This is a genomic window from Pedobacter jaeyakensis, from assembly GCF_054461315.1.
In genome coordinates, this window is sequence record NZ_CM136921.1 from 555444 (window position 1) to 573157 (window position 17714).

The 17714-nt window shown below is 40.0% G+C and carries 15 protein-coding genes; 5 read left to right on the forward strand and 10 right to left on the reverse strand.

The window, feature by feature from the left end; all coding sequences use genetic code 11:
* Positions 1-178 precede the first annotated feature (178 nt).
* Both ACXZ1K_RS02575 and ACXZ1K_RS02580 read left to right on the forward strand, forming a co-directional pair.
* Entirely contained in the window at positions 179-733 is a 555-nt protein-coding gene (locus ACXZ1K_RS02575) for a C40 family peptidase (RefSeq protein ID WP_458971820.1), read from the forward strand.
* On the forward strand, positions 720-1829 hold the full coding sequence (locus tag ACXZ1K_RS02580) for a CapA family protein (RefSeq protein WP_458971821.1): 1110 nt from the start codon (positions 720-722) through the stop codon (positions 1827-1829). The genes ACXZ1K_RS02575 and ACXZ1K_RS02580 overlap by 14 nt, the downstream gene beginning before the upstream one ends.
* Here ACXZ1K_RS02580 and ACXZ1K_RS02585 read toward each other — a convergent pair.
* Positions 1826-2011 carry a hypothetical protein gene (locus tag ACXZ1K_RS02585; protein WP_458971822.1) on the reverse strand — a complete coding sequence of 62 codons (186 nt, stop codon included), beginning with the start codon at positions 2009-2011 and terminating at the stop codon, positions 1826-1828. The genes ACXZ1K_RS02580 and ACXZ1K_RS02585 overlap by 4 nt on opposite strands.
* Positions 2012-2110: 99 nt before the next feature.
* Here ACXZ1K_RS02585 and ACXZ1K_RS02590 point away from each other — a divergent pair, with 99 nt between their 5' ends.
* Positions 2111-3034: an SPFH domain-containing protein gene (locus ACXZ1K_RS02590; RefSeq protein ID WP_458971823.1), complete on the forward strand. Its 924-nt coding sequence runs from the start codon at positions 2111-2113 to the stop codon at positions 3032-3034.
* A gap of 31 nt (positions 3035-3065) precedes the next feature.
* On the opposite strand, the gene ACXZ1K_RS02595 is transcribed toward ACXZ1K_RS02590, so the two are convergent.
* The 4 genes from ACXZ1K_RS02595 to ACXZ1K_RS02610 form a co-directional block, all read right to left on the reverse strand.
* Positions 3066-5219 carry a carboxy terminal-processing peptidase gene (locus tag ACXZ1K_RS02595; RefSeq protein WP_458971824.1) on the reverse strand — a complete coding sequence of 718 codons (2154 nt, stop codon included), beginning with the start codon at positions 5217-5219 and terminating at the stop codon, positions 3066-3068.
* A gap of 104 nt (positions 5220-5323) precedes the next feature.
* The gene (locus ACXZ1K_RS02600) at positions 5324-6001 is read right to left on the reverse strand and encodes a tetratricopeptide repeat protein (RefSeq protein WP_458971825.1); all 678 of its coding nucleotides are present in this window, start codon (positions 5999-6001) and stop codon (positions 5324-5326) included.
* Between the two features lie 22 nt (positions 6002-6023).
* Entirely contained in the window at positions 6024-6866 is an 843-nt protein-coding gene (locus tag ACXZ1K_RS02605; RefSeq protein WP_458971826.1) for an isoaspartyl peptidase/L-asparaginase, read from the reverse strand.
* 2 nt (positions 6867-6868) lie between these two features.
* Positions 6869-7744, reverse strand: a complete 876-nt coding sequence (locus tag ACXZ1K_RS02610; RefSeq protein ID WP_458971827.1) for a cyanophycinase — start codon at positions 7742-7744, stop codon at positions 6869-6871.
* A 201-nt stretch (positions 7745-7945) separates the two neighbouring features.
* On the opposite strand from ACXZ1K_RS02610, the gene cphA reads away from it, so the two are divergent.
* Positions 7946-10561: a cyanophycin synthetase gene (gene cphA, locus ACXZ1K_RS02615; RefSeq protein WP_458971828.1), complete on the forward strand. Its 2616-nt coding sequence runs from the start codon at positions 7946-7948 to the stop codon at positions 10559-10561.
* 16 nt (positions 10562-10577) lie between these two features.
* On the opposite strand, the gene ACXZ1K_RS02620 is transcribed toward cphA, so the two are convergent.
* From ACXZ1K_RS02620 to fumC, 3 genes are all read right to left on the reverse strand, one after another.
* On the reverse strand, positions 10578-11366 hold the full coding sequence (locus ACXZ1K_RS02620; RefSeq protein WP_458971829.1) for a S1/P1 nuclease: 789 nt from the start codon (positions 11364-11366) through the stop codon (positions 10578-10580).
* A gap of 9 nt (positions 11367-11375) precedes the next feature.
* The gene (locus ACXZ1K_RS02625) at positions 11376-11729 is read right to left on the reverse strand and encodes a fumarate hydratase (protein ID WP_458971830.1); all 354 of its coding nucleotides are present in this window, start codon (positions 11727-11729) and stop codon (positions 11376-11378) included.
* Between the two features lie 150 nt (positions 11730-11879).
* Entirely contained in the window at positions 11880-13277 is a 1398-nt protein-coding gene (gene fumC / locus ACXZ1K_RS02630; protein ID WP_458971831.1) for a class II fumarate hydratase, read from the reverse strand.
* 192 nt (positions 13278-13469) lie between these two features.
* Between fumC and ACXZ1K_RS02635 the strand changes: the two genes are divergently transcribed.
* Positions 13470-14690 (forward strand): serine hydrolase domain-containing protein, encoded by a 1221-nt coding sequence (locus ACXZ1K_RS02635; protein WP_458971832.1) that lies wholly within the window; start codon positions 13470-13472, stop codon positions 14688-14690.
* On the opposite strand, the gene recG is transcribed toward ACXZ1K_RS02635, so the two are convergent.
* Positions 14691-16796 (reverse strand): ATP-dependent DNA helicase RecG, encoded by a 2106-nt coding sequence (gene recG / locus ACXZ1K_RS02640; RefSeq protein WP_458971833.1) that lies wholly within the window; start codon positions 16794-16796, stop codon positions 14691-14693. It lies immediately after the preceding gene.
* Positions 16797-16800: 4 nt separating this feature from the next.
* A complete protein-coding gene (locus ACXZ1K_RS02645; RefSeq protein WP_458971834.1) occupies positions 16801-17712 on the reverse strand; it encodes an EamA family transporter in 912 nt (303 codons plus the stop codon).
* Positions 17713-17714: the final 2 nt, after the last annotated feature.

Here is a 17714-nt window from a genome sequence, read left to right on the forward strand (position 1 = left end):
TGACCAGTGTTAACATGTGTTTATGATCCTTTTTTATACAAAATGTTAATAAGTATTGATAATGACCCCTGTACATTTGCATAAAATGACTAAAATACATATGTTTGCTTCTCAAACAATAAGCCACGGTGGCGTACGTTTAAGTGTAAGTCTTATCACCCAAACTTAACAGTATAACATGATTAAAAAGTTTTTGTTGTCTACTTTGATTGTATTATGCAGCCTTGCTGCTTTAAACGCACAAACCAAAGCAAAAGAAACCAGTAAACTGGAAGATCCTGACAACTTAGCATCACAATACTTTTCCCAGGTTATGGGAGTTGCAGTGGACGCGACATCTAATATTAAACTTTATAAATTTATATATGAGTGGATTGGAACTCCATATAGATTTGGGGGGAATACTAAGAAAGGCATTGATTGTTCTGCTTTTACCAAAGCGATTTACGATAAAGTTTTCAACACCACGATCTTAAGAAATTCGCGCGATATTTTTAGCATGGTCAACCCGCTTCCAAAGGATGAACTTAAAGAAGGCGACCTTGTATTTTTTAAGATCAAAAGCAGAAGCATTACCCATATTGGAATTTACCTTGGCGACAACCGTTTTGCTCATGCATCATCCACACGCGGTGTAGTGATCAGCAACCTGAACGAACCCTATTACTCCCGTTATTTTTACAAGGGCGGCAGAATAATGGAAGGACTTAAAGAAGAGCTTGTCGAAGAATAAATACCTGATCTATGTAGTTCTTTTACTACTGGTCTTCCTCAGCTGTACAATTGGCAACAGCGCCGAAACTACGTTGCAGAAAACATTACCTGATACGCCTTTCAGCAGAACTAAAAGCACAGATACGCTTTCCATCACAGCAGTTGGCGACATCATGCTGGGTTCAGCCTACCCTTCAAAATCAAACCTGCCAAAAGATGATGCCATCCATAGTTTTAGCAGCGTTATCGATCATCTAAAAGGTGATATCGTATTTGGAAATTTAGAAGGCTGCCTCTTAGATACCGGCAAATCTACGAAATGTAAAGATACCTTGAGCAACAGCTGTTTCGCGTTTCGAATGCCTGAACGCTACGCAAAAATTATTAAAGACGCGGGTTTCAATGTTTTGAGCATTGCAAACAATCATATTGGAGATTTTGATAACACCGGCAGAAAACGGACTATTCAGATACTTGACTCCCTTGACATCAAGTTTGCCGGACAGCAGTCACACCCTTACAGTATTTTTGAGAAGGATAGCATTAAATATGCATTTTGTGCGTTTGCGCCCAATGAGAACACCCTTCAAATTACAGACATCGCCGCAGCAACAACACTCGTTAGCAAATTAAAAACACAGGCAGATGTTGTAATTGTATCATTCCATGGTGGAGCCGAAGGGTCCAAATTTGAACATGTACTTAAAAAAGATGAAATCTTTTATAAAGAGAACAGGGGTAATGTATACCAATTTGCACATGCGGTGATTGACGCAGGTGCCGATGTAGTACTAGGCCATGGTCCTCATGTTACGCGTGCTGTGGAAGTCTATAAAAACAGGTTCATAGCCTACAGTCTGGGGAACTTCTGTACGTATGGAATGTTTAACTTAAGTGGCCCGAACGGAATTGCTCCTTTATTGAAGTTAAAGATTAAACCAAATGGCGAGTTCATTGATGCTTTTGTTGTCTCGGTAAAACAAGATAAAATCAACAGGCTAACTGTTGATCCAACCCATGCAGCATTTAGAAAAATAAAACTGCTAACAGGGCTGGATTTTCCAGGCAATCGCCTGGTATTTGAAGGAACAACAATTAAAGAAAGAAAAGACTAAGCTTCGTCTTTCGTATTTCTTACCAAGCCTACTCCTGTAAAAAAGAATATTGCCCCTATTATACCAAATACAATTAATTGTCTGGTTGCAGCGTCATGCTGTGTAAAGCCATAACCGGCATAGATTAGTCCTATTACTCCCAATACAGTTAAGATGGTTCCGAAGGTGCGTTTTACATTCATAAGTCAATTTTTATTAGATGTAAATTGTTAATACAATATCTGTGCCTAATACAAATTAGTTTGTACCTTCAATGTTTATCACTATAAACATTAACGATCATGGGATACTTTCTCTACGCTTTATTATTCTTTGCACTGGTAGTGCTATTCAGTTCTTTCGTAACGGTAAAACAAGGCACCATTGCTGTTGTAACCATTTTTGGAAAATACCGAAGGCAGATGGGGCCAGGGCTAAACCTAAAAATACCTTTGATTGAAAATATTCATTCCAGGATATCCATACAAAACCGGTCAGTAGAATTATCTTTTCAAGCTGTAACCTTAGATCAGGCAAACGTTTATTTTAAAGCGATGCTCCTTTATTCTGTACTTAACCATGATGAGGAGACCATAAAAAATGTCGCCTTCAAATTTGTTGATTCTACCAATCTTATGCAGGCACTTATCAGAACGATTGAAGGCTCTATCCGGGCGTATGTAGCAACGCAAAAACAGGCGAACGTATTGGCTCAGCGAAACGAGATCGTATTGCACGTAAAAGAGCAAATTGACATCGTACTTGAAAGCTGGGGATATCACCTGCAAGATCTTCAGCTCAACGACATCACTTTTGATGAGGAAATTATGCGGTCAATGAGCCGGGTTGTAGCATCAAATAACCTGAAAGCCGCAGCGGAAAACGAAGGACAGGCTTTGTTGATTACCAAAACCAAAGGAGCAGAAGCTGATGGTAATGCCATTAAAATTGCTGCCGCAGCTGAACGGGAAGCTGCCCAGTTAAGAGGTCAGGGTATCGCCTTATTCAGGGCAGAGGTTGCTCATGGTATGTCGAAAGCAGCACAGGAAATGGAACAGGCAAACCTGGACATCTCTGTTATACTATTTACCATGTGGACGGAATCCATCAAGCATTTTGCGGAGAACAGCGATGGAAACGTAGTCTTCCTTGATGGATCTACTGAGGGAATGAATAAGACAATGAAAGAAATGATGTCGATGCAAATCGGCAAAAAACAGCAATAAAGAAAGGGGGCTAATCAGCCCCCTTTCTTTATTATTTAGTTTTTAACGCCTTTAGCTGCATCAGATCTGCCATGACTTTCATGCTCTCATCCTGAACAAAATCGAAGCTTTCCTCTTTCGTTATCTTATCACCTTTCTTTACAGGGGCTAAGCCTCTAGAGGCCCTAAGCATATTTGTTTTCGCCAACGCTTTAGCTTCCAGGCTATCTCGCTCCTTTTTAAGCTTTACCTCATTCAGGCTAACAGAATTCTCTGTATCCCTTTTCTTTACATCAGCAAGATCTTGTTGAAGAATTTTGTAATCTAACGAAGACGCCATTCTCTGATCATGCAATTTGATCAATTCTGCCTTGGTAGCCGAAAGGTCTGACACCGGGGTAAAATTTGATTTATCTACCGTATCCCATGGCAATGCAGATTTTTCAGTATCCTCTCCAATCTTGTCCATTGGATAAAGTGAAGGAAATTTAATATCGGGCATTACACCTTTATGCTGCGTGCTACTACCATTGATACGATAGAATTTCGCCATCGTTAAATTGATGATACCCAACTGTGGCTGCTCCGGTGTATCTTTACCGGCAGCTTTTCCGGTTTTACCAACCAAAGCGGCTAAGCGCTGCAGAATTGAAGGATTAACCAGATCGTCCATCTTAATGGAAGATTGCACAGTTCCTTTACCGTAGGTTTGAGTTCCAAAGATAATTCCGCGACCATAATCCTGAATTGCTCCGGCAAATATTTCAGAGGCCGAGGCACTCAGCCTATCCACCATTACACCGAAAGGACCGTCCCATGCTACACCAGGATTGGTATCTTCATTCACTTCAACCTCATTTCTAAGATCTTTAATTTGAACAACGGGCCCCTTATCAATAAACAGACCTGTGAGGTTAATTGCTTCTGGCAACGACCCCCCGCCATTTGAGCGCAGATCCATCATAATTGCATCAACCTTATCTTTATTTTTAAGCGTATCAATCAAAAGTGCTACATCCCTTGTGGTACTTTTATAATTTTTATCTCCTTGCTTGGCCGCAGCAAAATCTGCGTAAAAGGCCGGAAGGGTGATGATTCCTATTTTATAGGTATTGCCATTGGATTTAACGGTTTCTACCTTCTTTTTTGCCGACTGATCTTCCATGATGATCTTTTCTCTCACAAGAGCAATCACAACCGGTTTTGCAGAAAGTTCCTGGCCAACAGGAATAATCTTCAACCTTACTGTAGTGCCTTTCGGTCCTTTGATCTTAGATACAGAGTTTTCAATTCTCCAGCCTGTGATGTCTTCAAACTCAGCATTGCCCTGAGCAACGCCAATGATCCTATCGCCAGTATTGAGTAATTTACTTTTAAATGCTGGTCCTCCAGGTATAATTTCACCGATTTTAAGGACTTCGTTTTCCAATTGTAACCTTGCTCCGATACCTTCAAAGGACCTGGCCATATCTTCACTAAATGCCTGGGCATTAGATGGATTAAAATAATTAGTATGTGGATCAATGCTCTCGGTAAATGCATCCATAATGGTTTGGAATACATCCTGATTGTTGATTTTAGAAACTTGTGATTTTAAGTTTGCATAACGCTTATCCAATACTTCTACATTCTTAGCATCAGTACTGCCTGCAATTTTCAAATTCACTAGTTCATACTTAACCCTTTTTTGCCAAAGTGAGTTCAATTCAGTTGAAGATGCTGCCCAAGGCATTTTCTCGCGGTCGTACACGTACGTGTCATTACCGTTAAAATCGTACTTGGCTTTAATTTGAGCTACACTATAGTCGATCCATTCGTTATATCTTTTCAAATAAACATTAAAAATATAAAAAGGGGCACTCAGGTCGCCATTACGAAAATCATCGTCCAGTTTGAATCGAAATTTCTCAAAATCCTTGATGTCAGCTGATGTGAAATAGTTGCGAGAAGGATCAAGGTCCTTAATATATTTATCAAGCACTACAGAAGAGATAGAATCATTTACTTTAATTTTCTTGTAGTTATAATTCTCTATGAGGGTTACGATTTCCTTACATACCAGTGCCTGCTTGGCATCTGGCATAATGTTGCTAATCCCCTTCACCATTTCCTGAGGTTTAGGCGATGCCTGGCATGCGAGGACGGCGGCGGTAAACGTTACCATTAATATTCTTCTCAACATCTCTTTAACTGATTTAAAATTCATTTTATAATTACACACTAATATGATACCAATTTCAATAATAACCAGAAAGAGACAGTATTATTACTGTCTCTTTTCTGTAAACTTACCAAAGTTAACCAATTACATCACTTTTTTATTACCTTTTTAACAGGTATCAATGCCCTGGCTTCTCTTATTTTAGCTTTATACTGACTGGCGTTGGCACCGGAAGCGAGCAACTCTGCCCTGTCCAAATCCACCTTGGCCATCGCGTATTCTTTTTTACGGATTTTAACATTCGCAATACCTATTACAGAATCTATATAGGCCCGGCTACTTCCAATTTGTTTAGCCAGTATGCCCTGCTGCGTATAGAACCACATGGACTGGGTATATTTATTTACAGCCAGGTAAATCTTACCAAGTTGGCTGTAGCTGTCGATCAGTCCGTCTTTACTACCCAGCTTTGCATAATTTTTTATTGCTACGTTTAAAACAACTTGTTCAGCTTCTGTATAATGCTCTAATAGATAATGAGCATTGCTTAGGCGCAGGAGCGCAGTGCCGTAATGATTGAGCTGGTTGACGCTATTGTACTCGAAAGCAGCTTTACCGAAGAGCGTAATCGCCTCATTAAGTTCGCCTTTACGTTCGTTTCGCTCTGCTTCAGCGAAATAAGTATTTCCTTCGCTCTCATCCAAACTGGAAGAAACAATATTGATAGCAGCACCGCCTGGTGATGGCTGTGGCAAGAAATGGTTGGTTTGCGCATTTGCCCCTAATGCAAAACAAAGCATAACAAAAGCTAACAAACTCTTTCTCATGCCATAAAGATATGGAAAAATATTAATCAAAGACCTTTATCTCCCCGTCATTTGAGGCCCAAACCATATAAGGATAAGAGTCCATGGAAAATATCTCTCCTGTTTTCGATATGCCAATAACGCCAGCGAAACCATCAAAACGTTTCAATTCCTCAAAAGATTTTTTACAGGATTCACTAAGGGACATGCCATCCGTAACCCTGGTCACAATTTTTGCCGCTAGTGCCGCATTGACGATATCTTCGCCAACCCCGGTACAGGAGATCCCGGCAAAATCATTTGCAAAATTACCAGCTACAGTGGCCGAATCGCTAACGCGACAAGGAATTTCAAAACCTTTTCCTCCTGTTGACGTACCCGCTGCGATATCACCATTTGAGTCTAACGCAACACATCCAACTGTTCCTTTACGCGCTTGCTGATCTCGCTTCATTTCAAACTCGTTCTGCCGCTGTGGTGTAACGGGATTGAAGTACCCAAATCCTTGTTGCCTGGCAAAATTAAGGGCACCCTCTCCGCTAAGCACCCGATCATCATAGCTAAGCAGTTTTCCTGCAATTTGAATTGGGTTTTTAACATTTTCTATATTGATTACCCCACTAAACTTTTGGCTTTTGCCATCCATTAATGAAGCACTTAGCCTAACTTTACCGTCACTCTGTATTTGTGAGCCAAGACCGGCATTAAAGAGTTCATTGTCTTCCAGCAAACTCACTGCATATACTACAGTTTCGATCGCATTGTGGTGTTGTAAGTAATCAAAAGCTTTTGCTGCTACTTCAAGTAGTGCATCCTGCTTCGCCTTTTTCATTTCCTGATTAGTTGCCGATTCGCTAAAAAACCCGCCATGAATAATTATCTTCATTATTAATCTACTGAAATAACTTTTGGATGATGAATGGTTAGTTTGTGGTCCGACAGATCGTATATATCCCCGTCGCACATCACATGTACCACCATATTTTTAATAGATACAGGTTGTCCCATTTCTACATCAGTGAGATTGGTATCAGCCATGTCGCGCCCATCCACTAAAATGACCATCCCACTCCCGATAGCTTCCATTCTTGTTCCGTTAGAAATATATAAACCAGTATCTTCACCTAGTCCGATTCCGAGAATTCCTGGATTACTTGCTGCAGCATATAACAGGCGACCAATACGTCCACGCTGTACAAAGTGAGTATCTACAATAACGTCGTCAATAAATCCAAGTCCGCCCGTAATCTTCACTTCACCTTTCAACAATGCATCCTTACTGCTTCCCTGATAAATCATATTTTTAGAGCTCGCCGCCGCGCCAGCAGAGGTACCAGCAATTACGATCTCTTCGTTTTGATACTTGTCCAGCAGTATGCGATGGAAGCCTGTACCACCGAATATGGACGACAACCGCAATTGATCTCCACCAGTAAAGATGATGACATCGGCAGCCTTTGCGCGGTCACAAAATTCTTGTGAATTGGCTTGCTCACGACTGCTAATGGACAGCACACCAACATTATGTACGTCGAGCTGTGAAAATGCTTTGATGTATTCTTCGCCCACCTTTTCAGGTATTAAAGATGCAGTAGTGATAATCTCAAACCTGGACTCAGTATTTTTAACAGACTCGACGGTGATTTTCTTCAATATACCCCGCTCGAAAAAATTCATATTTTGAGGCAGGCCAAATTGAGTTTCTGTAAAACTTCCGGTATTTATGGCGCCACCTATAATAATTAACTTACCCTTTGGAGTCATTTTAAGCTTTTAAATTTCCAATTATGCCAAATATATAGTCATTAGTGTAATAATTAAGATTTTTTGTGAATATTACACCATAATTCGCAGGTACGGGGTCAATTGATATTTTTCTGATAATTATTGGCTTCATTGATCAAAATTGGCTGGTAATTTGTCTAAATTGAAACCTGAAAGCGCTGACTAGAAAAATCTGTTCCAATGAAAATTTTAAGCATTCAGGCCCTTAGAGGACCTAACATATGGTCTATTAACCGAAAAAAATTAATACAGATGAGGCTCGATTTGGAAGAGCTGGAATTGTTGCCAACAAATCTGATTGATGGTTTTAGAGAAAGAATAGAAAAACTGATTCCATCCTTACAAACGCACCGATGCTCAAAAGGTGCCCCCGGAGGCTTTTTAGCAAGGGTGGATGAAGGTACCTGGATGGGTCATGTGATTGAACATATTGCGCTGGAAATACAAACACTTGCAGGTATGGACACCGGATTTGGCAGAACAAGGCAAACCAAAACGGAAGGAATTTACAATGTTGTATTTAGCTACCTGGAAGAAAAGGTAGGTATGTTTGCTGCAGAATCTGCTGTGCGGATAGCCGATGCGCTAATCAACAATAAGGAATACGACCTGGAGGGGGACGTTCAAAAAATGCGTGAACTGAGGGAGCTAGAGCGCCTCGGGCCAAGTACCGGATCAATAGTTGATGAAGCAATTGCAAGGGATATCCCCTGGATAAGACTTAATAAAAGTTCACTTGTGCAATTGGGTTATGGCAAGAACCAGGTCAGGTTTAGGGCTACTATGACAGAGCGTACCAACAGCATTGCTGTAGACATTGCCTGCAATAAAGACGAGACTAAAAGGCTGTTACAAGATGCTGCGATTCCTGTAGCCAAGGGGGTTACCATATCGAACATCGAAGACCTGCCTGATGCAATAAGAAATGTAGGATATCCACTGGTATTTAAGCCACTTGACGGAAACCACGGCAAAGGTGCATCAATAAACGTAAAAACAGATGAGGCTGCCACAGCCGCTTTTGAATATGCAAAGACGTATTCCAGGAAAGTCATCATAGAAAAATTTATAACTGGATATGACTTTAGAGTGCTGGTCATAGATCATAAAATGGTGGCCGCTGCATTAAGGGTTCCTGCACATGTTACGGGCAATAGTGTCAATACCATACAAGAACTAATTGATAAAGAAAATGAGGACCCGAGACGCGGGTACGGCCATGAAAATGTACTTACTGAGATCAACGTAGACCGCGACACCCTTGACCTGCTGGAGAAAAAAGCTTACACGCTGGAAACTGTTCCACAAAAAGGTGAAGTCGTATACTTAAAATCTACTGCGAATTTAAGTACAGGCGGCACTTCCATTGATGTTACAGATTTGGTTCATCCACAAAATGTATTTATTGCCGAAAGGATATCCAGGGTAATTGGCTTGGACATTTGCGGAATAGATATTATGGCAGAAAACCTAACCCAACCACTACCTGAAAACGGTGGCGTGGTGCTGGAAGTGAATGCTGCACCTGGTTTTAGAATGCACCTTGCGCCGAGCGAAGGTTTGGCAAGAAACGTTGCAGCTCCTGTTATTGATATGTTATACCCGGTAGGTAAATCGGCCAGGATACCCATTATTGCCGTAACCGGAACAAACGGTAAAACAACAACGACCAGACTGATAGCACATATTGTAAAGAGTAATGGTACACGAGTTGGATTTACGACATCTGACGGGATTTATGTACAAAACACCAAACTGATGAAAGGTGACACTACCGGACCAGTTAGCACGGAATTTATCTTAAGGGACCCTACAGTCGAATTCGCGGTTTTGGAGACTGCACGAGGAGGTATCCTGAGAGCGGGGCTTGGATTTAACAGTTGTGATATAGGTGTTGTGACCAATATTCAGGAAGACCATCTGGGAATATCAGATATCAATACACTTGATGATCTTACTCGCGTGAAAGCTGTGGTAATTGGAGCGGTGAAACGATCAGGCTGGGCAGTGCTCAACGCTGACAACAAATACTGCGTAAGAATTGCTGAAAATACTGATTGTAATGTGGGCTATTTTAGCATGGATGAGAACAATCCTATAATTGTAGAACATGGCAAAAAAGGAGGAATCGCTGCTGTTTATGAAAATGGGTATATCACCATTAAAAAAGGGGAATGGAAAATAAGAGTTGAAAAAGTAACTCACATACCTTTGACATTTGGTGGAACGGTTGAGTTTATGATTCAGAACGTGCTTGCGGCAACTTTAGCAACCTTCTTGTATGGATATAAAATAGAGGACATAAAGATGTCACTGGAGACTTTTATCCCCTCTGCGGCACAAACACCTGGCAGGATGAACACATTTAAGTTTAAAGAGTTTAAAGTGCTGGTGGACTTTGCTCATAACCCTGACGGATTTAATGGAATTAAAGGCTTCCTACAATCTATTGAGGCTACTGAACATGTGGGTGTGATCTCGGGAACAGGTGACAGACGTGATGAAGACATTATTGAAACTGCTAAAATTGCGGCTCAGATGTTCGACCGAATTATCATTTGTCAGGAAAAGTATTTACGTGGCAGAACAAGACAGGAGTTGATTGACCTATTGCTGACCGGGATAAACCAGGTTGACCCGAATAAGGAAGTAATCATCAACAATGACGGGAATGATTGCTTTAAATACATAATGGCTACTGCAAAACCAGGTTCTTATATTACTATACTAAGTGATACTATTGATAATGCAATAGGTAAAGTAACAGAGTACCTTGACAAAGAATTTGGGGTTTAATAGCGTATTGGATGTGTTACTGGTAAATATCGTTTAGGATATTTGCCAGGCACACGCCTCCAGTAAGCAGTTGCCTGTTCAGGGTATCGACAAAATCAAAATTATATTTATAACTCAGTTTTGCTTCAGGCTTTGTATCAGCATAAATTTTACTGCAAACCTGATAGGAGTTGTAAACAAAATCCTTTAACGACTTCGATTTCCATGATATCATGTCTTGCGTAGTGGGGAAGTCGATTGCCTTTGCATACTCCGTATAGCTTAACCTCTGATAATCGATTAATTCATCATCCCAAACTTTATGCAAATTAGACTTTTCTCCAAACCAGGTAACATAAACTTTATTTCCACCTAAATCCTCTTTGTGCGCAGTGTGCATTGGCTGATTGAGATCTCCAATAAAGTGGATGAGCATTCTTAGCGCAAATCTTTTTTGCTCCGGGGTAGTCTGCTTGTTTTTTAAAGCATTGATGAGTTGTAGCGACTTGTTGTAAACATTAGGCTCTTTCTCAGTATCCAGGTAATTGAATAATTTTTGCTGATCAAGTCCTTCCGGAAGATTTACGAAATGCCAGTTATATAAAGAATCATAATTACTATCTGATTTAATAAAATCGCCCCAGTTACTAGCCATAGCTAAGCTTTCATTGCCTAAAATTAACTTTATTGCTTTCCTGGATTTTGAAGTTAGGTGGTTCTCGGCTATTTGGCCAACAATTCTATGCCCTAGCATACTCCATGCGCCTGCTTGCACTGGAATGTATACTGCAATGGTCACTAAAACTAATTTGATAAATCTTTTCATGTGTTCTGATTAAAGTGCCTTTGGCACACAAGTTATATGTTCTTTTAAAGCGAGATCAATAATTCTTTGATTGTCTGTACTTTCCAGCACCAATCTGTTTTTATAGGTCTTTAAAACTTTAAAAGACTTGATGTATTGTCCGATCTGATAGCAGCCTGATATTTTTTGCCGGTAATTCTCTTTTGTAAATGTTCCAGTTAGAAAAATGGTATCGTGTTTAAATTCATAAGTGCCTTTGGCATATTCCTTCCAAATCCCATTATTAAAACAGGAGTCTGAATAATAGTTAACTTTTGAATGCGTGGTCAAATCAACATAAAAAGAATCACAGGAGATCTTAAATTTATGCTGTGTATAGCTCAAAAGTTTATCGGAATTTGACACACTGTCCTGATTCCAAACCCCCTGAAAAAAAGGCTGACCGTTACCCTGGATATCGGGCAGCCTTTTACAAGATGTAATGGCACACAGTATAATTAGACAGAGAATTGGAAACAGGCGCATGATTAGCGATTACTTTAAACTACCAACCATATCTTCAGGACGAACCCATGAATCAAACTGATCAGCTGTGAGCAAACCTAATTCTATTGACGCTTCTTTTAACGTTTTGTTCTCTTTATGAGCTTTCTTAGCAATCTTTGCAGCATTTTCGTAGCCAACATGTGGGTTTAACGCGGTAACCAACATCAATGAATTTTGAAGATGTTTGTTAATTTCAGGCAGATTAGGTAAGATTCCCTCTGCGCACTTATCATTAAAGGACACGCAGGCATCACCTATAAGTCGGCCTGATTGCAAAACATTCGCTGCAATAACTGGCTTAAACACGTTTAATTCAAAATGCCCGTTGCTTCCTCCAATACCTACTGTTACATCATTTCCCATTACTTGTGCGCAAACCATAGTCATTGCTTCAGGTTGCGTTGGATTAACCTTTCCAGGCATAATTGACGAACCTGGTTCGTTATCTGGAATGATGATCTCACCGATTCCGCAACGCGGGCCGGAACTTAACATTCTTACATCATTAGCTATTTTCATCAGAGATACGGCCGTGCGTTTATAGGCAGCAGAAAGTTCAACCATGGCATCATGTGCCGCAAGTGCCTCAAACTTATTAGGCGCAGTTACGAATGGCAGGCCGGTAAGTTCTGCTATCTTTTTAGCAACAAGAACGTCATATCCTTTTGGCGTATTAAGGCCAGTTCCAACAGCCGTACCACCCAATGCAAGTTCGCATACCACAACCAAAGCATTTTTAATGGTTCTTAGGCTGTTATCAATTTGTTGTACGTAACCAGAAAATTCCTGACCCAAGGTTAAAGGTGTAGCATCCATGAAATGGGTTCTGCCTGTTTTAACAATATCTTTAAACTCCACAGCTTTAGCGTTCAATGTGTTGCGAAGTTTCTCCAGTCCCGGAATTGTTATTTCAACAGCTTGCTTGTAGGCAGCGATATGCATAGCTGTTGGATAGGTATCATTTGATGACTGGGATTTGTTTACGTCATCGTTAGGGTGTAAAATCTTGTGATCATCTGAAAGTAGTCCACCGTTTATAACATGTGCCCTGTTTGCAATAACTTCATTAGCGTTCATATTGCTTTGAGTACCAGAACCGGTCTGCCAAATTACAAGTGGGAATTCTGCGTCCAGCGTTCCATCAATTACCTCAGAACATGCCGCGGCTATTAAATCAGCTTTCTCTTTACTTAGTACGCCAAGTTCTGTATTGGCTAAAGCGGCGGCTTTTTTTAGGTAGCCGAAAGCGTGTATAATTTCCTTGGGCATTGACGCTTCAGGTCCAATTTTAAAATTATTTCTCGAACGTTCTGTTTGTGCACCCCAGTACTTATCTGACGGGACTTGAACTTCGCCCATCGTATCATGCTCTATTCTAAAACTCATAACTGCTATTTAATTATTTCGGTTCAAATTTAAAGCTTTTGAGATTTAAACTATTGGATTTATGTAAGATATTTAAGACGATTAAAGATTTTGACTTTCCATAAAAATGAAAAGATAAATGTTTAAAACTCTTTTGTTTTAAAAGGGTTTATATCCTTAATTTTCCGGCTTTATTTGAACACACCCTATTTCATGATATATCGCAATACCTTAGTAGTTGCCATGATGGCATCTTTTTTATTTTTTAGCTGTTCTTCTGACTCCAAAAAAACCGGGGAATTGAAAAAGCCAAGCAAAGAACGAACAGTGCAAGATGATAAAGCAGATAGTTTACTTCTGGCTTATAACCCGGCAAAAGGCGACAAATGGATAGCGGACTTTGTATATAATCTCCACAAAAAGTATGGTTTTAATGGGAATATGCTTGTGGCAAAAGACGGGAAAATCCTGTATGAAAAAGCAATTGGATGGGCAGATTATCTGCACAGGGACAGCCTAAAAATAAACTCAGAATTTGAACTTGCTTCTGTCACAAAGACCTTCACTGGAACAGCAATCATGCAACTTGTTGAGCAAAAAAAGCTTTCACTAAATGATGATGTAAAAAAGTTTTACCCAAACTTCCCTTATGATGGTGTTACTGTAAAGCTGCTGCTTTCTCATAGAAGCGGTATGATGAATTACGTGTATTTTACAGATGGCATCTGGAAGGACAAGAAAAAGCCAATGAGCAACGTAGATGTTATGAACCTAATTGCTGAGTATAAACCTAACCGGTATGCTAAACCTGACACGCGTTTCCACTACAACAACTCCAATTTTATGGTTCTGGCGGCTATTATAGAAAAGGTGACAGGCAAGAAGTATGCAGACTATATGATGGAAAACATATTTAAGCCAGCAGGAATGAAACATACCCATGTGTATTCAACAACAGTATATCCTAAAATTCCTGTTGATGTAGTTGGACATGACCGCACCTGGAGATATTCAGTAGTTCAAAACTTTCTTGATGGGCCAGTTGGCGATAAAGGAATCTACAGCACGCTTCACGACCTGGTACTTTATGACAAGTCCTTAAAAAATGGCAGGCTTCTTACCAAGCAGAGCCTGGATTCTGCATATAAAGGGCATAATAAACCTATAAACGGGCATTTTAATTATGGTTACGGCTGGAGGATTTTCGATGGTGATAATGGTAGGAAAGTTGTTTATCATACAGGTTGGTGGCACGGCTTCAGACACATTTATGTAAGAGATATTGATAAGAATATTGTGATTATTTTCCTTGGCAACCTGACCAATGGCAGTTTATTACATCTGGACGAACTTTATAAGTATATGAAAACTCCGATCATCAGAAAGGGCGCGTATTCAGGTACAGGTTCGTTGCCTGGAAGTGATGAAGAATAATTAAGAAATTTTATCCAACGCAATACCTCTGCTTCTCTTTTCAAGAAAAGTCTTGAAGAGAGAATTCTTTGGGTCAGACAAATGGGGATCTTCGGCGAGGACTCCAATAATTGTTTCCCTTGCTTGCTGCAGGATCAGCTGATCCGTGGCCAAGTCTGCTAGCTTTAGATCAAGAACTCCGCTTTGTTGGGTTCCTGAAATATCACCCGGCCCTCTTAATTGCAGATCAATCTCTGAAATCTCAAAACCGTTGTTAGTCTTAACCATAGTTTCCAAACGTAATTTCCCTTCTTTACTCAGTTTATTACCAGACATTAAAATACAAAATGACTGTTCTGCTCCCCGTCCGACTCTGCCTCGAAGTTGATGCAGTTGAGATAGCCCAAATCGCTCTGCATTTTCAATAATCATAACAGAAGCATTAGGAACATTGACCCCTACCTCGATTACTGTGGTTGCCACCATGATTTGGGTTTTACCTTCAACAAATCGGCGCATTTCAAACTCCTTGTCCGTATTATGCATTTTACCATGCACGATGCTAATCTGATACTCAGGAAGTGGAAACTGATATCTGATCTGTTCTATTCCCGCCTCGAGATGTAGAAGATCCAATTTCTCACTTTCCTTGATTAGTGGGTAGACAACATAAATCTGCCGACCTTTTGCAATCTCCTGCTTCATAAAACCAAACATCCTCAACCGCTGCCCCTCAAAAAGATGCAAGGTCTCAATAGGCTTTCTTCCGGCAGGGAGTTCGTCAATAACAGATACATCCAAGTCGCCATATAAAGTCATCGCCAACGTACGTGGAATAGGCGTAGCTGTCATTACCAGGATATGAGGCGGAATGGAATTCTTTCTCCATAGACGTGCTCTTTGCTCTACTCCAAAACGATGCTGCTCGTCAATAACAACCAAACCCAGATTTTTAAACACCACTTTATCTTCAATTACCGCATGAGTCCCTATAAGTATATCCAAGCTTCCGTCTTCCAGCTGCTGGTGGATCAAAACACGCTGCTTTTTTGTTGATGTTCCTGTCAATATTGCTACATTTACCAGATTACCATCTAGCAATGAGGTCACCGATTGATAATGCTGACGGGCCAATATTTCAGTTGGAGCCATCATACAAGCCTGGTAACCGTTGTCTTTTGCCAGAAGCATGCTAATAAGTGCCACAGCTGTTTTCCCACTCCCTACATCTCCCTGAACTAATCTATTCATCTGTATACCCCGTTGAGTATCGAGTCGAATTTCTTTGATTACGCGCTTTTGTGCGTTAGTAAATTCGAATGGCAGCAATTCGTTATAAAAAGTATTTACGGCTTCACCTACAACTTTAAATACATGCCCTTTGAATCTTAACTCACGCTGTTGTTTATTGTGAAGTAATTGCAACTGGATAAAGAGAAGCTCTTCAAATTTAAGACGTATTTCAGCTTGTTTTAAGCTCTTTAAATCTCTAGGGAAGTGGATGTTTAATAGTGCTTCCTTTTTGTAAGCCAAAGCATTCCGTTCCAGAATATAAGCGGGTATATTTTCTTTCACTTGATTTAAGAACTGCTCAAGAATTAGATGCTGCAGTTTCTGTATCCCCTTACTGTCCAATAGAAACTTTTTGAGCTTTTCTGAAGTATGATAAACAGGTTGCAAGGTCAAATTACCTGCAATATTTACAGGTCTTGGATAACTTTCCACTTCAGGGTGGGATATACTGAACGTTCCATTAAACAAATTAGGTTTACCAAATACAATATAAACCTTACCTTTCAAGATATGCTCGTCAACCCATTTTAAACTCTGGAACCAAACCAGCTCAAGAGATCCGGTTTCATCAGTAAACCTGGCAACTATTCTCTTTTTCTGTTTTTCGCCAACCTGTTCCTTGCTGGTTATTCTTCCAAGAATCTGTACATATGGAAGGTCAGCACTTAACTCATTAACCTTGTAAAATCTTGTTCGATCTATGTACCGAAAGGGGTAATGGGACAACAACTGTTCACAGGTGAATATACCCAGATCCTTCTGCAAGATTTCGGCACGCTTTGGACCAACGCCCTTAAGAAATTCTATTCCAGTATCTAAACTCTCAGCAAACAAAACACTACGCTCTATTACCCTTAAATGTAAAAATATCTTTTATAATACTCCAATTAAATACAATCACAGAGACTAGTAAAAGAACATACGAAAATAGTTTATGAGGATCAACTTTTTCGTCGAAATGTATTATGGCCACAGAAAACGCGATTATAGGATTTATATAGATAATAATCCCTAATGTGGAAGAAGGGATTCCAATGAGCGCGTAAAGGCTCAAAAACAAAGGGATAATGGTGAAAACTGAGGCGATTATAAATATGTTCCCCCAGAACCAAAGACTCTCTGGCGGCGCGTCATGACTTGATATATAAAAAGGCAGCATAATAGCTACAGCAACGCCGATTTGGACAGCCAGAACATTCAACTTATCGAGGTGTTGCATTTTCCGTTGGATAATAAGATAACCTGCGTAAAGTAGTGCTATTAAAACAGACCAACTTACTTCTAATAAGGAACCTGTTGCCAGTAGAATAATGCTTGTTAAAGCAATTGCTAATGATACAAGTTTAAGAGTAGACAACCGCTCTTTCAGTAGTAAAAAGCCTCCAAACGCAGTGAGCAAAGGACAGACCATATAAGCAAAGGCAGCAGATTGAAGGCTCACGTTATTTACGGCATAAATGAAGGTATACCAGTTTAAAACCAATAAAATTGTGGCCGAAATGATTTGGATAAATACAGTTACAACACGCTTCTTATTTAAAGAACGTAGGTATCTGTAGTCTGATTTTAATTCTTTCCTTCTAAAGATCAATATCGTAATCCATACTACAGCCAACGAAGTAAAGACTCTATAATATAGAATCTCAGAGGCAGGAAAATCTTTAAGATTTCTTAAAGGGATAGAAAAAAAACCCCATATGGCAAACGAAAGAATCCCTGAAAGAAAATACTTAATTTTTTGCTCAGGCAAGG